The following is a 17,511-nucleotide window of genomic DNA, read 5'->3' as shown; positions in this document are numbered from 1 at the left end:
ACTAGGCAAACAATGCTGCCTGCTGCAGGTTATTTATTATTTCGCCAAATATTTTCGCATCAGTGCATTTTCTAATGTGATTCCACGGCAAATAGGAAAACCTCTCTCCACTACATGAAAACCGTGTCGTAGAAAGAACGCTTCCGCAGCCTTACTTACATTTGAAGTAAGCTCACTAGTTCCATGTTGCCTCGCTTCCTGATGAATGCAATTCATTAGTAATGTCCCTACCCCCTGTCCTGAATAGGTTCCTGAGACATAAAAATGGTCAATGTACCCATTTGGTTGGAGATCTGCATATCCAGCTATTACGCCATCAAGCTCTACAACAAAAGGGCATAGCTCCCTCATGTGATTGGCCCATTGTTCCTGGTCGATTTCTGCCGGGGCCCAGGCATCAATTTGTTCATGTGTGTAGTAGTGTGATGCGATGGTATGTACAGAAGAATAATACACGTTAAATAATGAGATTTCATCCCCATTACGGAACCTTCTTATTTTCATAAAACCTCATTATGAAAGCTGCTTGTAGAACAATACTACTTTTTGTGAAACAGAGTGTCATCTCCTCTCTCACAGTCGGCCCCCACCAGTTAGCCAGTCCGTTCCAGAAGCGGACGTTAAGTCCTGAAAATTGCCATAAGTTTAATGATGGCTGCCAGTTCTTCGGAGTGTCTTCGTGATCCAAACTGTAGATGATGTCCCTACTAGTATCATTCGGCTGAGAAAACGTAATAATCGCGAAGTAATACTCGTCTCAACTCCCGAATTTACAGGAAGAGTTATCGCCAGTTGGCTGCCCTTAAAATCTTTATTAATTAGCGTCCCGCATTAGGGGCATTTTTATATACTCGCATAGCATTTTGTTTGAATATTTTCGGATAACTACAGGATAGCAATGGGGTTAAAACAAACATCAAAACACCCGCTCCAAACGCCGCTAAACCATGTAGCCAGCTGATTATTGACAGAGGTATTAAAGTGCGCATAAAAAAATAACTGTGTGCTGATTTGAGCCCATTTAGGTATCCATGGCCTGCCCCCAAGATTAGATACAACCTTCAGTTAGTAATCTATTCATAAGCCACATGAGGACATCCCCATGAAGAATCGTTTTTCCGACGAACAGCTCATCAGTATTCTCCGTGAAGCGGAAGCCGGAGTTTCTGCCCGGGAGCTCTGTCGTAAGCATGCCATTTCCGATGCCACTTTCTACACCTGGCGCAAGAAGTTTGGTGGCATGGAAGTAACTGAGGTAAAGCGTATTTTGGAAAGCGCGCACTGTTTCGAGGCTGTCAGGCGACAATAACAACAGACCTATGGTCGGAGTTCACTTGCCGTTTGCTGGATTAATTGGGCTTTGAATATGATTTAGAGTTGCGCTTAATTAATCCAACTTTGCAAGCCAACGCAGAATGGATTTAATGATAGTTTCAACGGACGATTTCGCGATGAGTGTTTGAATGAGCACTGATACAGCGATATCGTGACTCAAGGAAAATCATTAAATGGCGGTAGAGTTATAACTAGCTTTATGCACATTCGGCACTGAAATATCAGACGACATCAGATTTTACAGTACGGTTACAAAATGGGAAAAAGACAAACAAAACTACAATTCTAACTGATGTTTCTATCTAATAAATTGGGCTAGTCATTACAACTGTAATTGCATTTGAATGAATTCACATACAGTATTTAAAAATAAGTTTGGAGGCAGTCAAGGTGGCTTTATCCATAAAGTAACTTGGAAAAAGCCTCCATAAAAAAACGATACCTTGTTATATTGATGACAGGCTGTCTTTTGTCGCAAGCAGATTTTTGTTCAAACAAAGCCCGTAGCGATGAATTGTTAATATGGTGTCATCTGGAAACCCTGCTTTAACTAAGGATTTTCTGAATTTAAATACGAGTTGATTGATTCTGTTCTCAGATTTAACCATTTTATTACCCCACAAGCGAGCAGTTATTTCATTTTTACTATTTACTTGAGCGAGAAGGCAAACTAAAAGTTTGTACTGATTTTTACTTAGCTTAACCTTTGCACTGTTTGATTTAAGAGAAAATATAAAATCTTGCTTTAGCTTGACCTTTTCATTTTCGAAATCGCCATAGGTTTCAATTAATTTATTCATGAAATTACCTCACCAGCGCAATGAGCATTGATATTATGAGTGAAGAGGTGAATTAATTTGGATATGAATGAACAATAATTTAGCAACCCAAAGAAAACTCACTCAACTGACCTTAAACACAATAGGCGGTGATTGTTTTCTTAGCTATATATAACTTAAAAATTGATTTTAATAGATTATTATGCTGTAAAAAATAGCTTAATAGGTTTTTATGTTGGTATTATGTTGTGTGTAAAAAGAGCTTGCTTAAGCAAGCTCTTTTTACGTTAATAAAAATGACAGAAAATTATTCTATCGTACACAACATGATAGGCCGTAGAGGGGTGGTGACCACATAATTTTTGTTACTAGTTGGTGTAAAATTAAGCTTTATTACATCATCTTTAAAAAGGCGAGATACACGTGATAAGATTTTGCTTCTTTCTCCTAACTGAAGTGAATAAAAGCCATTTTCTTTAGTATAAGTAAAATTTATTATTTCTGATGTTGATAACAGATCCTTTTCATCAGCGCATGTTGCTGAACCGGTAATGATTATATATCCTGTGCTGTTTCCTTTGAATGCAAAATAAAAATCGGACGAACTTTTCCTTGCGCATGATGGTAGTTCAGTATCATCCGATATATACATCCTGGATCTACAGCTAAATTTTGAAGAAAGATATTCATATGTATAAACTCTAACAATTGACGTAAATGCAGCCAAAATTAGCAAGACTAACATTAAAATTATGTGCAGACGTATATTCATTTTAAATGATACTCTCTATAGTTTATGCACGGCGCAGAGCTGTTATATGGGCAGAAGCTTATCAACTGTGTTGATATATTTCTGTTAATCGCATCATTGTATACGCGATAGAAAAAATAGATATTGGATTTAACATTATTGCAATCTACTACATTTTTTTTCATTATCTCGTTAATGTGTTTACGAACATCATCTTTATTTATAAGTTTTGTCTCGCTATCAGTTATATAAATTCTACATTTCCCTATGCGAAATAATTCAGAGCGAAATTTAGTTAGTTTCCACTGTGAATGGTAATAAGGGGCGGATAAAATAAAAGTGAAGGATGTTATAAATAAAAACAGGAGCGAAAAATATTTTTTTGTCTGTTTGTTATTTATCGAAGACAGATTATTACGCTTTTTTAGTGTATTATCTGGCGTAATTTTTTTGTTTTCACGAGGTAGGGTATCAATGGAATTAGCACTGAAAACAAGTCCTTTTTTTGGAACTGTTTTGATAATATCATCACAACCACAAATCGCGAGTGACTTTCTTAATAATGACAGGTTATTATTAAGATTATTATTAGATGAGTCTAATCCATGACTCTCCCATATCTCGTTTAAAATATAGTCCCTACTTAATAACTGATTATTGTGAGTAACAAATAGCAACAGGATACCATTATTAGCCCTAGAAAGAGTAATGGTATTGTCATGGTGATGGGGTGAGTATAGAGTGGCTGACAGAGGATCATACCTCAAATGTTCATTTATTTTATAAATCATTTTACTCTCTGAAAGTGTGTTACATTTTATATTAGCATGAATGTAATAATACAGTTATGTTATCAAATGTAAACAATGTAGCTTAACAGATGGTATGTCATTTTATATCTTAATTTCAATGACTTAAATAAAACCATGTCTATGTAGAAAACTAAAGACCTCATTTGAATGTTAAAATTATACTTACAATACTAGTGACCTGCCCCCAAGATTAGTTACAACCTTCAGTTAGTAATGTCGCTTGGTTTTTCTTCATATTTCCCGTTTCGCCAGTCCGCTGCAAATTCAGCTGGCGTCTGGTAATCCAGCGATGAATGTGGACGGCACTCGTTATAATCCTGCCGCCAGTCATTAATCGTTTTCCGGGCATGAAGAATATTGCGAACCAGTGTTCATTCAGACACTCATCGCGAAAGCGTCCGTTAAAACTCTCAATAAATCCGTTCTGTGTCGGCTTGCCCGGCTGGATAAGCCGTAGTTCCACACCATGCTCAAAAGCCCATTGATCGAGCGCGCGGCAGGTAAATTCCGGGCCCTGATCGGTTCTTATCGTAGCCGGATAACCGCGAAACAACGCGATGCTGTCCAGAATACGCGTGACCTGAACGCCTGAAATGCCGAAAGCAGCCGTGATCGTCAGACACTCCTTCGTGAAATCATCCACACAGGTCAGGCACTTGATCCTCCGACCGTTGGCCAGTGCGTCCATAACGAAATCCATCGACCATGTCAGGTTCGGCGTATCCGGGCGCAGAAGCGGAAACCGTTCGGTTGCCAGCCCTTTACGGGGTCGTCTGCGTTTTACGCTCAGTCCATTAAGGTGGTAAATACGGTATACCCGCTTGTGATTGACGTGAAGGCCCTCCCGACGCAGCAGCTGCCAGATGCGGCGGTAACCAAAACGCCTGCGCTCCAGTGCCAGCTCAGTGATGCGCCCTGATAAATGCGCATCAGCTGCCGGACGCTGAGCCTCGTAGCGGCAGGCCGACAGGGACAAACCTGTAAGCCTGCAGGCACGACGTTGCGACAGACCGGTCGCATCACACATAAACTCAACGGCTTCTCGCTTCTGGCCTGTCGTCAGTACTTTCGCCCCAGAGCCACCTGAAGTGCCTCCTTATCCAGCATGGCTTCGGCAAGTAGCTTCTTGAGGCGGGAGTTCTTCTCTTCAAGAGATTTAAGCCGCTTCACCTCAGGAACTTCCATGCCACCAAACTTCTTGCGCCAGGTGTAGAAAGTGGCATCGGAAATGGCGTGCTTACGGCAGAGCTCACGGGCAGAAACCCCGGCTTCCGCTTCGCGAAGAATACTGATGATCTGTTCGTCGGAAAAACGCTTCTTCATGGGGATGTCCTCATGTGGCTTATGAAGACATTACTAACATCGGGGTGTGTTAATCAACGGGGAGCATGTCAGTACAAATCTATTATAAGAGGTGGAACTTGAGGAGCCACCTCTCAATATTTATACTATCTACGGATATTATCTAGCGTTGTTCAGCCACTCACACAACACATTAAACGTACGAAAACCCAGTTTCCAAACTGTTCTTCGTTTGTATGTACTCACAACTTTCTCATTGATGCTACACATTTGACTGACTTCTGCCACAGAATTACCTGCAGCCAACGCGCTCATGACTTGGAATTCTCTTGGCGTTAACATTTGGGTATGAGTAGCCCGAGGATATTTGGTACGACTAAGTGGCTGAAGCACTTCCTTAATGACTGTTGCCATATCCTTCAAAGATGCATCTCGTGACAAAGTTTTTATCCATGGATACAGTGGGAAGTTTTCGGTTCTCATTTGGTTTTTATCTACTAAGAATATCATTGCAATTAAAGGATTCTCTGATGCTAGAAGTGTTGCTGGTAGGTCCCAAAAAGTTTTAGACGTAAAAAAAATTAACAAAAAGGGTTTTCTTAATTTATGGGTGTTAGTAGCTAAGTGTTCACTAACAAACAATTTCAGACCTTCTGAATAATATTTATTTTCGTCCATTATTATAAATTCTGTTTTATTTTTAAAACTTAGTTGATGAGTCACATAATTATGTATCTCTGATAGTTCCATAATTGTTCTTTTTTTTAATATGTGTTTAGGTTCAAGCCCAATCGATAAAAAACGATTGCAGAAATGTTTCTCTGATAAACTTAAGGTTTCTAATGACGACAAGTAGGATATGAAGTTTTTATTTACATCAGGCACAGAGATTCTCCTTGAACACTTTAGTAAAAAAATTGTTTGGCATCGTCTCAAATGTCAAACAGCTCCAGAACATAACAAACCTGCAATGGGCGATTCTACTGAAATATCCGATTAATACACTTTATATCCTGAAAATAAATTAACTACAGCATAATGTGCTGTGTTGTTGTTGGGTGTGGATGTTTTATCCTCAGCTATTATTTTTTCTTTATGATTTTAGTTTTTTGTTGCGAAGTTTATTTTATTGTGTTTTTGAGTTTGAACTTCAAGGTTTTGGTATGGAATAATCCGTACCACTGACAGGGCATGTAGATATCATCTTTTGGTTTGCCACTACCAATATGTCGAGATTCTAAATATATTTTATCTGTTTTTTCATGCTGTCAGTGAACGTACTGCAGAATACGCAGTGGCGAGTAAATCTGCTATCAACAATCAGCAAATAAGGGAATAATTTTTATGTCAATCATTCTAAAGAAAACTTTGGTAGCTGCTTTAATCACTATCGGAATGGCTTCTACAGCACAAGCTGCTGACGGCGGTCATGGTAAAATCACCTTTAAAGGGTCGATCCTTGATGCAGCTTGCTCTATTTCTCAGACGTCCGATGAGCAGACTGTACAATTGGGACAGGTTTCTAAAGCTGCTCTTCAAAATGGTGGAAAGTCAAATCCAACCAATTTCTCTATTAATCTAGAAAATTGTATGATAGATGGTGATAATGCTAAAAATAAGGTTCAGGTAACCTTCACGGGTAAAGAATCGACTGCAGATAACGGTTTGCTGGGGATCTCAGGCTCGGCCTCAGGGGCTAGCGTCGCCATTACAGATGCTGCAGGTGCACTGATCAAGTTGGGTTCTCCGACTAAACCGCAAGAGCTTCAAAATGGTAAAGCAACTCTTAATTTCGCCGCATATCTGCAAGGGAATGGTGGTACTTCCGCTGTAACTGAAGGTGATTTTACAACCGTTGCTGATTTTACCCTCGCTTACAACTAATTCATTTCACTTCGTCTTAATTTAATTAGCGAGTTAATGCATGCGGGATGTAACCGCATGCATGTTAAGGTTATTAAATACAACTATTAATATAAACTTGATACAGATTATATGCTTTCTGTCAAAATAAAACTGCCAACCAATTATTAAACATTTTTTATTTATTGATTTAATTCATGGTACGTGCGATCTAGTTTTAATTGTATTTTTGTTATTGCGATACATACTTATTTATAATAATTTAGACCTTTTTAATGTGGTGTTTTCACTATCAGTAGGGCGAGATTTTTTACACATTTAGCTCCTCAGTTGAGCAAGGTTGAATATAATTGACTTTATTGATAAGTAACACGCTCACAATTTGTTACTTATAGCGAATTATTTAACAGGCGGTAATATGAAGCGGGCGATAAAAGGAAGGAAAATACTCCTGCAATGTATTGGGCTTTGTATCTCTCTGGCTTTGTATCCGTACATTAGAGTAGCACATGCTGCCGATTATATTGAATTCAACACTGATGTTCTCGATCTAAATGACCGTAAAAACATTGATTTGAGCCACTTTTCCCGAAGTGGCTACATTATGCCTGGTATCTACAACATGGTGGTGCGCATTAATAAAAATGATCTGCCTGAGCAGCCGATAGCGTTTTATGCACCGAAAGATGACCATAACGGAAGTAGAGCCTGTATTAATAAGGCGCTAGCTTACAAACTGGGATTCAAGGAAGAGGTTCAAGGTAAGTTGAGGTGGTGGCATCAGGGAGAATGCCTAGACGAAAAAAGTGTAAACGGGATGGAAATTCACGGTGATTTGTCGACATCTTCTCTGTATCTGAATATTCCTCAGGCGTTTTTAGAATACGTTTCTGAGGATTGGGATCCACCTTCCCGCTGGGAAGAGGGGATTCCCGGTCTGTTGTTTGATTATAACATAAACTCCCGAACTCAACATCAGCAGGATGGTAGTAAGGCTAATAGCATTAGTGGTAATGGCACTACTGGAATAAATATAGGTGCATGGCGGATGCGGGCGGACTGGCAAGGTAATATGGACCACCAGACGGGGATGTATCCAACAAATTCCAAAACGCTTGAGTGGAGTCGTTACTACCTCTATCGTGCACTACCATCTTTACGCGCAAAAATGACACTTGGGGAGGACTTCCTGAGTTCTGGGCTGTTCGATAGTTTTCGTTTTGCCGGCATAAGCATGCTCTCCGATGACAGCATGCTTCCTCCTAACTTAAGAGGATATGCACCAGAAATTGTAGGAGTGGCAAAGACTAATGCGAGGATTACTGTCAGCCAACAAGGGCGCGTGTTGTACGAGACATCAGTCGCTGCTGGACCATATAGGATTCAGGATATCAATGATGCGGTTAGTGGTGAGCTGAACGTTAGAGTAGAGGAACAGGACGGTAGTGTAGGGGAATATACAGTTAATACGTCTTCCATTCCTTACCTCACACGGCCAGGGTCCGTACGTTATAAACTTGCTGCCGGCAGGCCAGTAGATAGACGGCACCATAGCCAGGGACCTATTTTTGCTACTGGCGAGTACTCCTGGGGGGTCAGCAATGGTTGGTCGCTTTATGGTGGGGCTTTGGCAGGTGTCAATTACAGTGCTATATCCCTCGGCATCGGCAAAGATCTGATGGCTTTAGGAGCATTATCTTTAGATGCCACGCAATCTCGGACTCGTCTAAAGGGTATCGGTGAAGATAACCGGAAAATTGAGACTCTAAGTGGTGGATCATATCGTCTGAGTTATTCGAAGACCTTTGATGAGTACGATAGCCAGGTGACCTTTGCAGGTTATCGATTCTCGCAAAAGAACTTCATGAGTATGAGTGACTATCTTGACGCTCGAAAGTATGGAATCCATACAGGTAATGGAAAGGAGATGTACACCGTCACTTTTAATAAGCTGTTCCGTAACTTGGAGTTAACAGCTTATGCCAATTTCAGTCACGAAGCTTACTGGGATAAAAGGGCAAACGATCGCTATAACCTGACATTATCACGCTACTTCAATCTAGGGCGTTTGTACAATCTGAACTTGTCACTGACAGCTTATCGTAACCTGTACAACGGCATAAAAGATGATGGTATGTATGCATCTTTGTCGATCCCCTGGGGTAAAAATGGCACCGTGAGTTATAACGCGGCGGTAAATCGGGATGATACGACACATAGTATGAGTTATAACGGCCAAGTCGATGAGCAGAGCAACTATCAGTTGAGTGCCGGTACAACTCGTTACGGGAATACTGCCAGTGCTTATTACTCCAGGGAAGGAGACATCGCCAAGATGAGTATCAATGCAAGTTACCAGGCTGGGCGCTATCAGGCTGTAGGTATTTCCGCTCAAGGTGGATTGACCCTAACAGCAAAAGGAGGAGCTCTTCATCGTACAGGAATTTCTGGAGGTACACGAATGTTAGTAGACACAGAGGGGGTGAAGGATATCCCTGTTCGAGGATATGGCAAAATTCTTCGAACAAACCGCTGGGGTAAAGCTGTCATTAGTGATGTCAACAGCTACTACCGTAATAAGGCCACTATTGATCTTGACCAACTCGGAGAGCAGGCGGAAGCAACCTCGTCTGTGGTTCAAGCTACACTAACCGAAGGTGCGATTGGTTACCGCAAATTTAATGTGATAGCTGGCTCGAAGGCTATGGTGGTCATCAGACTTGTTGATGGTAGCGAGCCGCCATTTGGTGCCACCGTTCTTAACAAACGTCAACAGGAAACTGGAATTGTGAGCGAAGGCGGTAATGCTTATTTAAGCGGTATCGAGCCAGGAGAGATTATGACGGTCCGTTGGAATGGCTCGACTCAGTGTGAGATCAAGATGCCTACGCCTCTGCCGAAAGAGTTGCTGATGAATACACTGTTGCTTCCATGTCATGAATTATAAACTGGAGATAAAGATTCTTCGAAAATTATAGATAAGAACACTGATGACGCTTCCTAGCATATTTATTCATGGCAGGTGAGACTCGTAATACATCGTCTACCTGTCAGAGATAATTAGATTGAGAGAATACACTGATGAACAAACCTATATATAAATGGCTGAAAAAAGTAAATTTTATTATTTTAGTACCCCTTGCGATGGCCATATTAGTAAATCCTGCAGCCCAAGCTGCTATTTCACTGGATCGAACACGAGTAATTTTTGACGGTTCACAAAATTCGGTTAGTATGAGTATTAGCAATCAGAACAAGCAATTACCCTACCTGGCTCAGGGATGGATTGAGGATGAACAGGGGAATAAGCTGCAAAGCCCGCTGACAGTGCTACCACCAGTCCAGCGTATTGAGCCAGGTAAGGCAAGTCAGTTGAAAATCCAGGCAGTGTCTGGCATACAGATGCTGCCACGTGATCGTGAATCACTCTACTACTTCAACCTGCGTGAAATTCCGCCGAAGAGCAGTAAGTCGAACACGTTACAGATTGCGCTTCAAACCCGGATTAAGCTGTTTTATCGTCCGAAAGGACTCGCAATTGACAGCATGACGGCACCGCCACAGGAACGATTAACTCTGACTCGTTTGGGAGATAAGTATCAGGTAAACAATCCCACACCGTACTACGTAACCTTTGTTGACGCAGGTAAAGTGAAGGGGCAAAGTGTAAAAGGTTTCGAACCTATGATGGTGCCACCTAAAGGGAAACTACCTTTGATGCTGAGTGCCTCTTCACTAGGTAATAATCCGGTTCTGACCTACGTGAATGATTACGGTGGTCGTGTACAACTGACATTTAGCTGCGAGGGGGTTCAGTGCAATGTACAGCCGAAAACGAGGGGGTAATTTACGCCATGGAGAGTGAATATGGCACTGAAATATGTGGCAATGAGACATAAAAAGAAATCACTGAGACACGCGACAAGCTTCGTATTGGCAGGTTGTATAGCGACGGCTTTGCCACTTAATTACAGCCTTGCAAATTACGCGAATTTTCGAAACATTCGAATTGACTTCTTGGTTACCATCACATCCCGACCATGTACACTCAATGACAACAAAACAATTGAGGTGAATTTTAAGGATGTACAGACAACTCAGATAAATGGAGTGAATTATCGTACGCCAATAAATTATAGCTTATCTTGCCCGAATGGAGAACCTGCTTTGATGAAATTGCAGGTACTTGGGGGAGTATCGACATTTGAAAATACAGCCCTTCAGACCTCTGTAACGGGGTTGGGCATACAAGTACAGAATGGAAATACAGCGATTCCGATCGGTAGTTGGATCAATTTTACCTATCCGAACATACCGAAGTTGTTCGTCGTACCGATAAGAAAAGCTGATGTAGGACTGCCTGGGGGGGCATTTACTTCAGTAGCTACGTTAAAATTAGAGTATCAATGAGAGAGGATAAGATAATGGATAAAAATATCAAAACATTATCAATGAGCGGTCGTATTTTTCAATGGCTGTTATTTTTCGGGTTTTTAGGATATGCGATGATTTCCCAGTCTGCAGGAAATGTTGCTATGAACTTTAAAGGTACTTTAGTTGTACCACCTCCTTGTACAATTAATGGTGACAAACCGATAGAGGTACAATTTGGAATGGTAGAAACTACTAAAATCAATGGTTCTAGCTATAAGCAAATAACATTACCTTACAGTCTGTCATGTACTGAGGCCACATCAACATCACTCAGACTGCAGATTAAGGGTGACACTGGTTATTCAGTTGATTATCTTCAGACTAGCGTACCTGATTTAGCAATCAGTATTAAAAATATGCAAACGCAAACTCTAATAAAACCTAATGCTTGGGTGAACTTTGAAAGTACCAACCCTATTAAATTAGTGGCTACGCCTGTTAAAAAGAGCGGGGCTATTCTTGGGGCTGGGGATTTCACGGCAACGGCAACGATGATGGTAGATTATCAGTAAATTAGGTTATAAAATGAGAATCGTCAGAACTATACCGATGTAATTAGTCGCCATAAATGCTGACTAAGATTTCAAGCAGCTGGGCCGCTAATATTATATCTATTAGTGGTACGCTTGTCGTACCACCCGCATGTACTGTTGATGATGGAGAGCATATAGATTTGGATTTTGGTAATCGCATCGGTGGAAAAAATAAACAGCGTAATTTATCGCACAAAATTTAATTACCAAATTACTTGTAAAAAAATCCAAGTTGATGAGTGGGCAGTGAAGAGACGCTGTCTCTGTATTTTTTATGATTGTTGACTGATTTCTGTATCAGAATATACGTACTCTCAGGATAAAACTTTTACACTACATCCAGAACAATGAGATATGCCATATTGACAATATGGTATTGCTGGTAATTATCTGATCTGAGAATCCTGCTTTGCCTGGAATGTTGGCTCTTGATACAGGCGCCCTTATACAGTGAATCCCTATTGGATTGAAAACGGCGGATTGGAAATCTATTATGCTTGGCCAATCAATAAGCAAATGGTCACTTCAGGAAGGTAGCAATGAAATTATGTTGAAGAGGTTTATAGATGGTGAGACCAGGCCCTTCGGGTGTGTTTTATTAGCTATGGTACATTCACTGTGACTGTGACTGTGACTGTGACTGTGACTGTGACTTTCAGTCTGAATAATGAGTACAAAAAAATGAAAATTTGTGAAATGTTCTTACTTCAAAAAGAGGCAAGTCATACAGCGATGGAGACAGAGATTAGACGTCTTCAGTTACTAGAAAATGCAGTGCTCAATTATGGAGGAGGGCTTGATACGCTTTTTCTGCGAACGTCTTCTCATAAGAGTACATGTCCTGAAACGGCCTCGATACTATGTGATATGTCAAGTTACCTACGGGATATTAGAAAGCACACAAGAATTCTATAATGATTACTGAAGCGCAGCTAAAGACAGTACGGATAAAGTATGACTGATATTAATCATAGTCATTAAATACTATAGGGTGAATTTATTATCTAAATTTTATTAATATAGGTGCTCGGATAGCTATGAAATACAAATATCTAGGTTTTTTATTTATTTCCTTATTTTTTTGTTTGCCAACTTATGGTGCCGTAACAGGCAACGCTAAAATACAACAGCTTGGAGATTCACGGTATTTGATTAACTGGAACTACGACTGGGTAGGCACATCCAGTGCCAATCGCCCCCCAAAATTCTGTACTAAAGGGTGTATATTGACACTATATTTAAAGCCGGCTTCACATGCTATGCCTTATGAATATATTGAACTGACTGATACTAGAACCGTCTTAAGTGGTGTACCTGATGGTGATAGCTATGCAGAAATTATGGAGGCCTGGCGTAAATCCAATCCTAAAAAGAGTGGTTCTTTGATTGTCAATCGGCCTAATGCTGGGTTTTCATCAAATTCAATATTATCGATAAATATAAGGGAGTTAGACTCAGCACCATTAAATGGATTATGGCCAGATGATAGTGCTTCATTTCAGAATGGGCTTAAAGACATAACATGCTATTTTGGGGGCTCTAATTTACTAATATATAATCTAAGAGGTTCAAGTGGGGATGGTACAATTACTCAGGATAAGTACCTCAGTATTGATTGTACATCACCGACTAAATATCGTGTAAATGTAGTTAATAACAAAATAAATATTAGGGGTGGTGTGGTTGTCAGGTTGGTGGATGAGAACGACATTGATTTCGGACCCGTCGGTGAATGGCTAAATATTAATGGGGAAAAACAATTGAGGATCAGGGCGGTGGTGACAATTCCTCCGGGGGTGCAAGAAGGTCTTTATAGTGGTAGTACAGTTTTAACTATTGAAATCTGGTAGTTAGCAAGTTTGATCTATAACAAAAGAGTAAATCAGGTATGAAACCGACATGTTCATTTCAGTAAATAGAGAATGAAATAATAATTACCAGGAACACAATTAAATTATGAAGCCTTTTGCCTGATTAGTGAGGACGTGATGACTATCAGTGAGAAAGAGTTGCTTGAGGCAGGTTTCAGCAAGAGCTGGGACTGGTCAGCTGCCAGCAGCCGACTCACCGGTATAAGCTAGGCGGCCATGAGCACGTTGCTATCCCACATTTCGCCGTAACGGAGTTCAACCGGGTGTGGTGCGGTGATGTGACCTATATCTGGACAGGTAAACGCGGGGTGTACCTCGCCGTTGTTCTCGACCTGTTCGCAAGAAAGCCAGTGGGCAGGACAATGTCGTTCTCGCCGGACAGCAGACTAACCATGAAAGCGCTGGAAATGGCATGGGAAACTCGTGGTAAACCCGTCGGGGTGATGTTCTACAGCGATCAGGACGGTCATTATACGAGCATGCAGTTCCGGCAGTTATTGTGGTGATACCGGATCCGGCGGGGAAACTGCCGGGATACCAGCCCAATGGAGCGCTTCTTCACGATCCTGTAGAATGAGTGGATGCCAGAAACAGGTTACGTAAGCTTCAGCGATGCAGCTCACGCAATAACGGACTATATAGTTTAATATTACAGCACACTCAGGCCGCACGAATACAATGGTGGGTTACCCCCAAACGAATCGGAAAACCTATACTGGAAAACTCTAACGCGGTGGCCAGTTTTAGTTGACCACTTTATACTGAAGAGGCCAAAAGTTTTTATCTTCACCATGGCTTTAAGGCATCGCAAACCCAGGGCCGGACATTGTTTCTCAAACTACCACAGTAGGTTATGAGTACGGAATGGGGGGGGGGGCACTTATTTAACTGGTTGATAATAAACATGAAATTCATTATCTTTAACATAAGATAGATTGCATGCATTCATAATACACCTAAAGAAAAGGCCGCATCCTGCAGCCTTTCCTCTCACACTCACCCTTTCGGGAACACCCAAACATGCTTCTCCGGCAGCGAAAGATGGCAGTGCTGCGGATCCCGCACCTCATGCCCATACGCGCGAATGACAAAATCATCTCCCGGCGTGCGGAACAGGTACTCCCAGCGGTCGCCAAGATACATGCTGGTGAGCAGCGGCAGCTCAAGCTGATTTTCCCCTGGCCCCTCAACCACCGCCACGCGTTCGACCCGGATCACCGCCGTAGCGTCATCACCGCTCTGCACCCCTTCGCCCGCCTGGCCCCACAGCACCCAGCCTTTTCCTTCGATACGCGCTCTGCCGTCGCGCACTTCGGTGACCTTACCGTGCAGGCGGTTGTTGCTGCCCATAAACTCGGCGGTAAACAGCGTTTTCGGCGAGCCGTACATCTCCTGCGGCGTGCCCTGTTGCTCAATTTTGCCGTTGTTAAGCAGCAGGATGCGGTCGGATATGGACATCGCTTCGTTCTGGTCGTGCGTCACCATCAGCGCGGATAACCCGAGCTTGATAATCAGCTCGCGCAGGAACACGCGGGCCTCTTCGCGCAGCTTGGCGTCGAGGTTGGAAAGCGGCTCGTCCAGCAAAATCACCGGTGGGTTGTACACCAGCGCCCGGCCAATCGCCACGCGCTGCTGTTGCCCGCCGGAGAGCTGGTGAGGGTGACGTTTGCCAAGATGACCCAGACCCAGCTGGTCCAGCACGTCCTGCACGCGCTGCTGGATCTCTTTGGCCGGAACTTTACGCAGCTTGAGCGGATAGGCCACGTTCTCAAACACGGTTTTGTGCGGCCACAGGGCATAGGACTGGAACACCAGCCCCAGGTTACGCTCTTCTGCCGGGATCTCACTGCGCGGCGTGCCGTCGTAAACTTTATTGTTGCCAATGACAATCGACCCCTGCGTCGGTTTTTCCAGACCCGCGACGGCACGCAGCAGGGTGGTTTTACCGCTGCCGGAGGGGCCTAACAGGGAGACTACTTCGCCGCGCTTCAGGTTCATGGAGACACCTTTTAAAACAGGATTGTCGCCGTAGGTTAAGTGCAGATCGTCAACCGCTAATTCAATCATGTATTTTCACTCCGAAACGAAGGGCAATGCCCAGACCTACCACGACCAGCAGGATGTTAATGAAAGAGAGCGCCGCCACGATATCAATGGCACCCGCGGCCCAGAGGGAAACCAGCATTGAACCGATGGTCTCCGTGCCGGGGGAAAGCAGATACACACCCGTTGAGTATTCGCGCTCAAAGATCAGAAACATCAGCAGCCACGAACCAATAAGACCGTAGCGGGAGAGTGGGATGGTCACATGACGGGTGATCTGCCCGCGCGTCGCCCCGGTGCTGCGCGCGGCTTCTTCAAGCTCTGGCCCCACCTGCAGCAGCGTGGAAGAGATAAGCCTCAGCCCGTAAGCCATCCACACCACGGTATAGGCCAGCCAGACGCTAAAAATGGTGCTGCGCAGCGAACGCAGCCAGACGATGACGTTCTCGCGCATCCAGTCGGTCCAGGCGAACCCGGAAAGCCAGCCGGATTTCAGCGAGTTGTCCAGCCACATCGGCAGGAACAGGAACACCCACAGGAACGCCAGACCGGCAAGCAGGCCAGGCACGGCGCGCGGCACCAGCACGCTGTAGTCCAGGAAGCGCGTGGTGTTATCCGGTTTGCGGTGCATCGCAATCCCGACGAACAGGTAGCACGCCACGGCCAGTGCGCCGCCAATCACCCCAATTGCCATGGAGTTGACGATGGCGCGCAGCAGGTTGGGCTGTGCCCAGATGGTGCGGAAAGTGCTCAGCGAAAGCTCATCCCACAGCGAAACGCCGACGCCCCAGTTGGAGATAAACGCGCGCAGCACCACGCCGAGCAGCGGCACGCCGATGGTGACGGTGAGCCAGAAGGCAACCACCGCCCCGGCAACCCAGCGCCATTTGCCCAGCGGTAACGCGCGAGCCTGTGAGGCTTTCCCTTTCATCGTGACGAAGCGGTTGGCGGTGCGCATCAGACGGCGCTGGAGCATCACCAGCGGGATGGTGATGCAGATCAGCACCACGGCAACCGCCGCCATCAGGTGATAGGAAGGCGTGCCGAGCTTGTTCGTCAGCTGGTACAGGTAGGTTGCCAGCACCATATTGCCTTCCGGATCGCCGAGCACCAGCATCAGGCCAAATACTTCCAGCCCGAGGAAGAACAGCAGCACGATGGCGTACAGGATCGACGGGCGCACCATCGGCAGGCTGACCGAGGTCATCACCTGCAGCGGAGAGGCACCCGCAATGCGCGCGGCTTCTTCCACATCAGAGCCGACGCTGCGCAGCGCGGATGAAATATAGAGATAGGCATGCGGAACGTGCGTCAGGCCAGCAATGACCACGATGCTCGACATATCGTAGATGTTCCACGGCACAAAGCCGATCAGCGCCTGCGCCCACAGGGACAGAAAGCCCACGGGACCGGCAGCCACCACATAGCCAAAGCCGAGCACCATCGGCGATACAAAAATGGGGACCAGGATCAGCGGTTCAATCAGGCGGCGGCCGGGCAGGTCGGTGCGAACCATCAGAAACGCCAGCACGCCACCCAGCGGAATGGCGATGATGACCAGCCCGAAGGCGAGAATAAAGCCGCTTCTCAGGGCCTTATAGAAATCAGGGTCGGCGAAGATAAAGCCAAATGATTCAAGGCTCCACTCTTTTGCCGGAGAAAAGAACGGAGCGGACAGGAAGCTCTGTATCACGATAAACGACAGCGGCGTGTAGATAACCAGAGCGGTTATCAGCACGACGATGCCGCGCGGCAGGCTTTGCCACTTTCTGCGTAATGTATTCATGG

13 protein-coding genes and 4 pseudogenes are annotated in these 17,511 nt (G+C 44.0%); 10 read left to right on the top strand and 7 right to left on the bottom strand.

Translation table 11 applies throughout. The annotated features are described in order from the left end of the window. Positions 1–36: 36 nt before the first annotated feature. Positions 37–504, bottom strand: a complete 468-nt coding sequence (locus OKF39_RS19315) for a GNAT family N-acetyltransferase (protein WP_425974383.1) — start codon at positions 502–504, stop codon at positions 37–39. 598 nt (positions 505–1,102) lie between these two features. On the opposite strand from OKF39_RS19315, the pseudogene OKF39_RS19310 reads away from it, so the two are divergent. Continuing rightward, a pseudogene (locus tag OKF39_RS19310) lies at positions 1,103–1,267 on the top strand (transposase); the annotation flags it as partial. A 123-nt stretch (positions 1,268–1,390) separates the two neighbouring features. Continuing rightward, positions 1,391–1,474, top strand: coding sequence for an integrase core domain-containing protein (locus OKF39_RS19305; protein ID WP_425974516.1), 84 nt, complete (start codon positions 1,391–1,393; stop codon positions 1,472–1,474). A 307-nt stretch (positions 1,475–1,781) separates the two neighbouring features. On the opposite strand, the gene OKF39_RS19300 is transcribed toward OKF39_RS19305, so the two are convergent. From OKF39_RS19300 to OKF39_RS19285, 4 genes and pseudogenes are all read right to left on the bottom strand, one after another. Beyond that, the gene (locus tag OKF39_RS19300; RefSeq protein WP_425974385.1) at positions 1,782–2,135 is read right to left on the bottom strand and encodes a winged helix-turn-helix domain-containing protein; all 354 of its coding nucleotides are present in this window, start codon (positions 2,133–2,135) and stop codon (positions 1,782–1,784) included. A 747-nt stretch (positions 2,136–2,882) separates the two neighbouring features. Then, entirely contained in the window at positions 2,883–3,656 is a 774-nt protein-coding gene (locus OKF39_RS19295; protein ID WP_425974387.1) for a winged helix-turn-helix domain-containing protein, read from the bottom strand. Positions 3,657–3,880: 224 nt separating this feature from the next. Further along, positions 3,881–5,000: pseudogene (locus tag OKF39_RS19290) on the bottom strand (IS3 family transposase). 138 nt (positions 5,001–5,138) lie between these two features. After that, the gene (locus OKF39_RS19285; RefSeq protein ID WP_473705196.1) at positions 5,139–5,864 is read right to left on the bottom strand and encodes a LuxR C-terminal-related transcriptional regulator; all 726 of its coding nucleotides are present in this window, start codon (positions 5,862–5,864) and stop codon (positions 5,139–5,141) included. Positions 5,865–6,329: 465 nt separating this feature from the next. Here OKF39_RS19285 and OKF39_RS19280 point away from each other — a divergent pair, with 465 nt between their 5' ends. From OKF39_RS19280 to OKF39_RS19245, 8 genes and pseudogenes are all read left to right on the top strand, one after another. Continuing rightward, on the top strand, positions 6,330–6,863 hold the full coding sequence (locus tag OKF39_RS19280; protein WP_425974518.1) for a fimbrial protein: 534 nt from the start codon (positions 6,330–6,332) through the stop codon (positions 6,861–6,863). 397 nt (positions 6,864–7,260) lie between these two features. After that, positions 7,261–9,789 carry an outer membrane usher protein gene (locus OKF39_RS19275; RefSeq protein WP_425974391.1) on the top strand — a complete coding sequence of 843 codons (2,529 nt, stop codon included), beginning with the start codon at positions 7,261–7,263 and terminating at the stop codon, positions 9,787–9,789. 134 nt (positions 9,790–9,923) lie between these two features. Next, on the top strand, positions 9,924–10,688 hold the full coding sequence (locus tag OKF39_RS19270; protein ID WP_425974393.1) for a fimbria/pilus periplasmic chaperone: 765 nt from the start codon (positions 9,924–9,926) through the stop codon (positions 10,686–10,688). Between the two features lie 21 nt (positions 10,689–10,709). After that, entirely contained in the window at positions 10,710–11,252 is a 543-nt protein-coding gene (locus OKF39_RS19265) for a fimbrial protein (protein ID WP_425974395.1), read from the top strand. A gap of 14 nt (positions 11,253–11,266) precedes the next feature. Next, on the top strand, positions 11,267–11,788 hold the full coding sequence (locus OKF39_RS19260) for a fimbrial protein (protein ID WP_425974397.1): 522 nt from the start codon (positions 11,267–11,269) through the stop codon (positions 11,786–11,788). A gap of 1,058 nt (positions 11,789–12,846) precedes the next feature. Further along, a complete protein-coding gene (locus OKF39_RS19255) occupies positions 12,847–13,659 on the top strand; it encodes a hypothetical protein (RefSeq protein ID WP_473705197.1) in 813 nt (270 codons plus the stop codon). A gap of 170 nt (positions 13,660–13,829) precedes the next feature. Further along, positions 13,830–14,431, top strand: a pseudogene (locus OKF39_RS19250) (DDE-type integrase/transposase/recombinase); the annotation flags it as partial. A 9-nt stretch (positions 14,432–14,440) separates the two neighbouring features. Then, positions 14,441–14,530 (top strand): annotated as a pseudogene (locus OKF39_RS19245) (GNAT family N-acetyltransferase); the annotation flags it as partial. Between the two features lie 146 nt (positions 14,531–14,676). On the opposite strand, the gene OKF39_RS19240 reads toward OKF39_RS19245, so the two are convergent. Next, entirely contained in the window at positions 14,677–15,747 is a 1,071-nt protein-coding gene (locus OKF39_RS19240; protein ID WP_041908363.1) for an ABC transporter ATP-binding protein, read from the bottom strand. Then, a complete protein-coding gene (locus OKF39_RS19235; protein ID WP_479983264.1) occupies positions 15,740–17,509 on the bottom strand; it encodes an ABC transporter permease in 1,770 nt (589 codons plus the stop codon). Before OKF39_RS19235 ends, OKF39_RS19240 begins: the two co-directional genes overlap by 8 nt. Positions 17,510–17,511: the final 2 nt, after the last annotated feature.

It is taken from the genome of Enterobacter cloacae complex sp. HYC042_NIDB, assembly GCF_056673315.1.
This window is presented reverse-complemented; position numbering and strand designations above follow the sequence as displayed.

Coding starts and splice junctions, on each gene's coding strand:
- OKF39_RS19240 (WP_041908363.1), bottom strand. CDS start 15,747: ATGATTGAATTAGCGGTTGACGATCTGCACTTAACCTACGGCGACAAT.
- OKF39_RS19260 (WP_425974397.1), top strand. CDS start 11,267: ATGGATAAAAATATCAAAACATTATCAATGAGCGGTCGTATTTTTCAA.
- OKF39_RS19235 (WP_479983264.1), bottom strand. CDS start 17,509: ATGAATACATTACGCAGAAAGTGGCAAAGCCTGCCGCGCGGCATCGTC.
- OKF39_RS19295 (WP_425974387.1), bottom strand. CDS start 3,656: ATGATTTATAAAATAAATGAACATTTGAGGTATGATCCTCTGTCAGCC.
- OKF39_RS19265 (WP_425974395.1), top strand. CDS start 10,710: ATGGCACTGAAATATGTGGCAATGAGACATAAAAAGAAATCACTGAGA.
- OKF39_RS19300 (WP_425974385.1), bottom strand. CDS start 2,135: ATGAATAAATTAATTGAAACCTATGGCGATTTCGAAAATGAAAAGGTC.
- OKF39_RS19270 (WP_425974393.1), top strand. CDS start 9,924: ATGAACAAACCTATATATAAATGGCTGAAAAAAGTAAATTTTATTATT.
- OKF39_RS19315 (WP_425974383.1), bottom strand. CDS start 504: ATGAAAATAAGAAGGTTCCGTAATGGGGATGAAATCTCATTATTTAAC.
- OKF39_RS19275 (WP_425974391.1), top strand. CDS start 7,261: ATGAAGCGGGCGATAAAAGGAAGGAAAATACTCCTGCAATGTATTGGG.
- OKF39_RS19255 (WP_473705197.1), top strand. CDS start 12,847: ATGAAATACAAATATCTAGGTTTTTTATTTATTTCCTTATTTTTTTGT.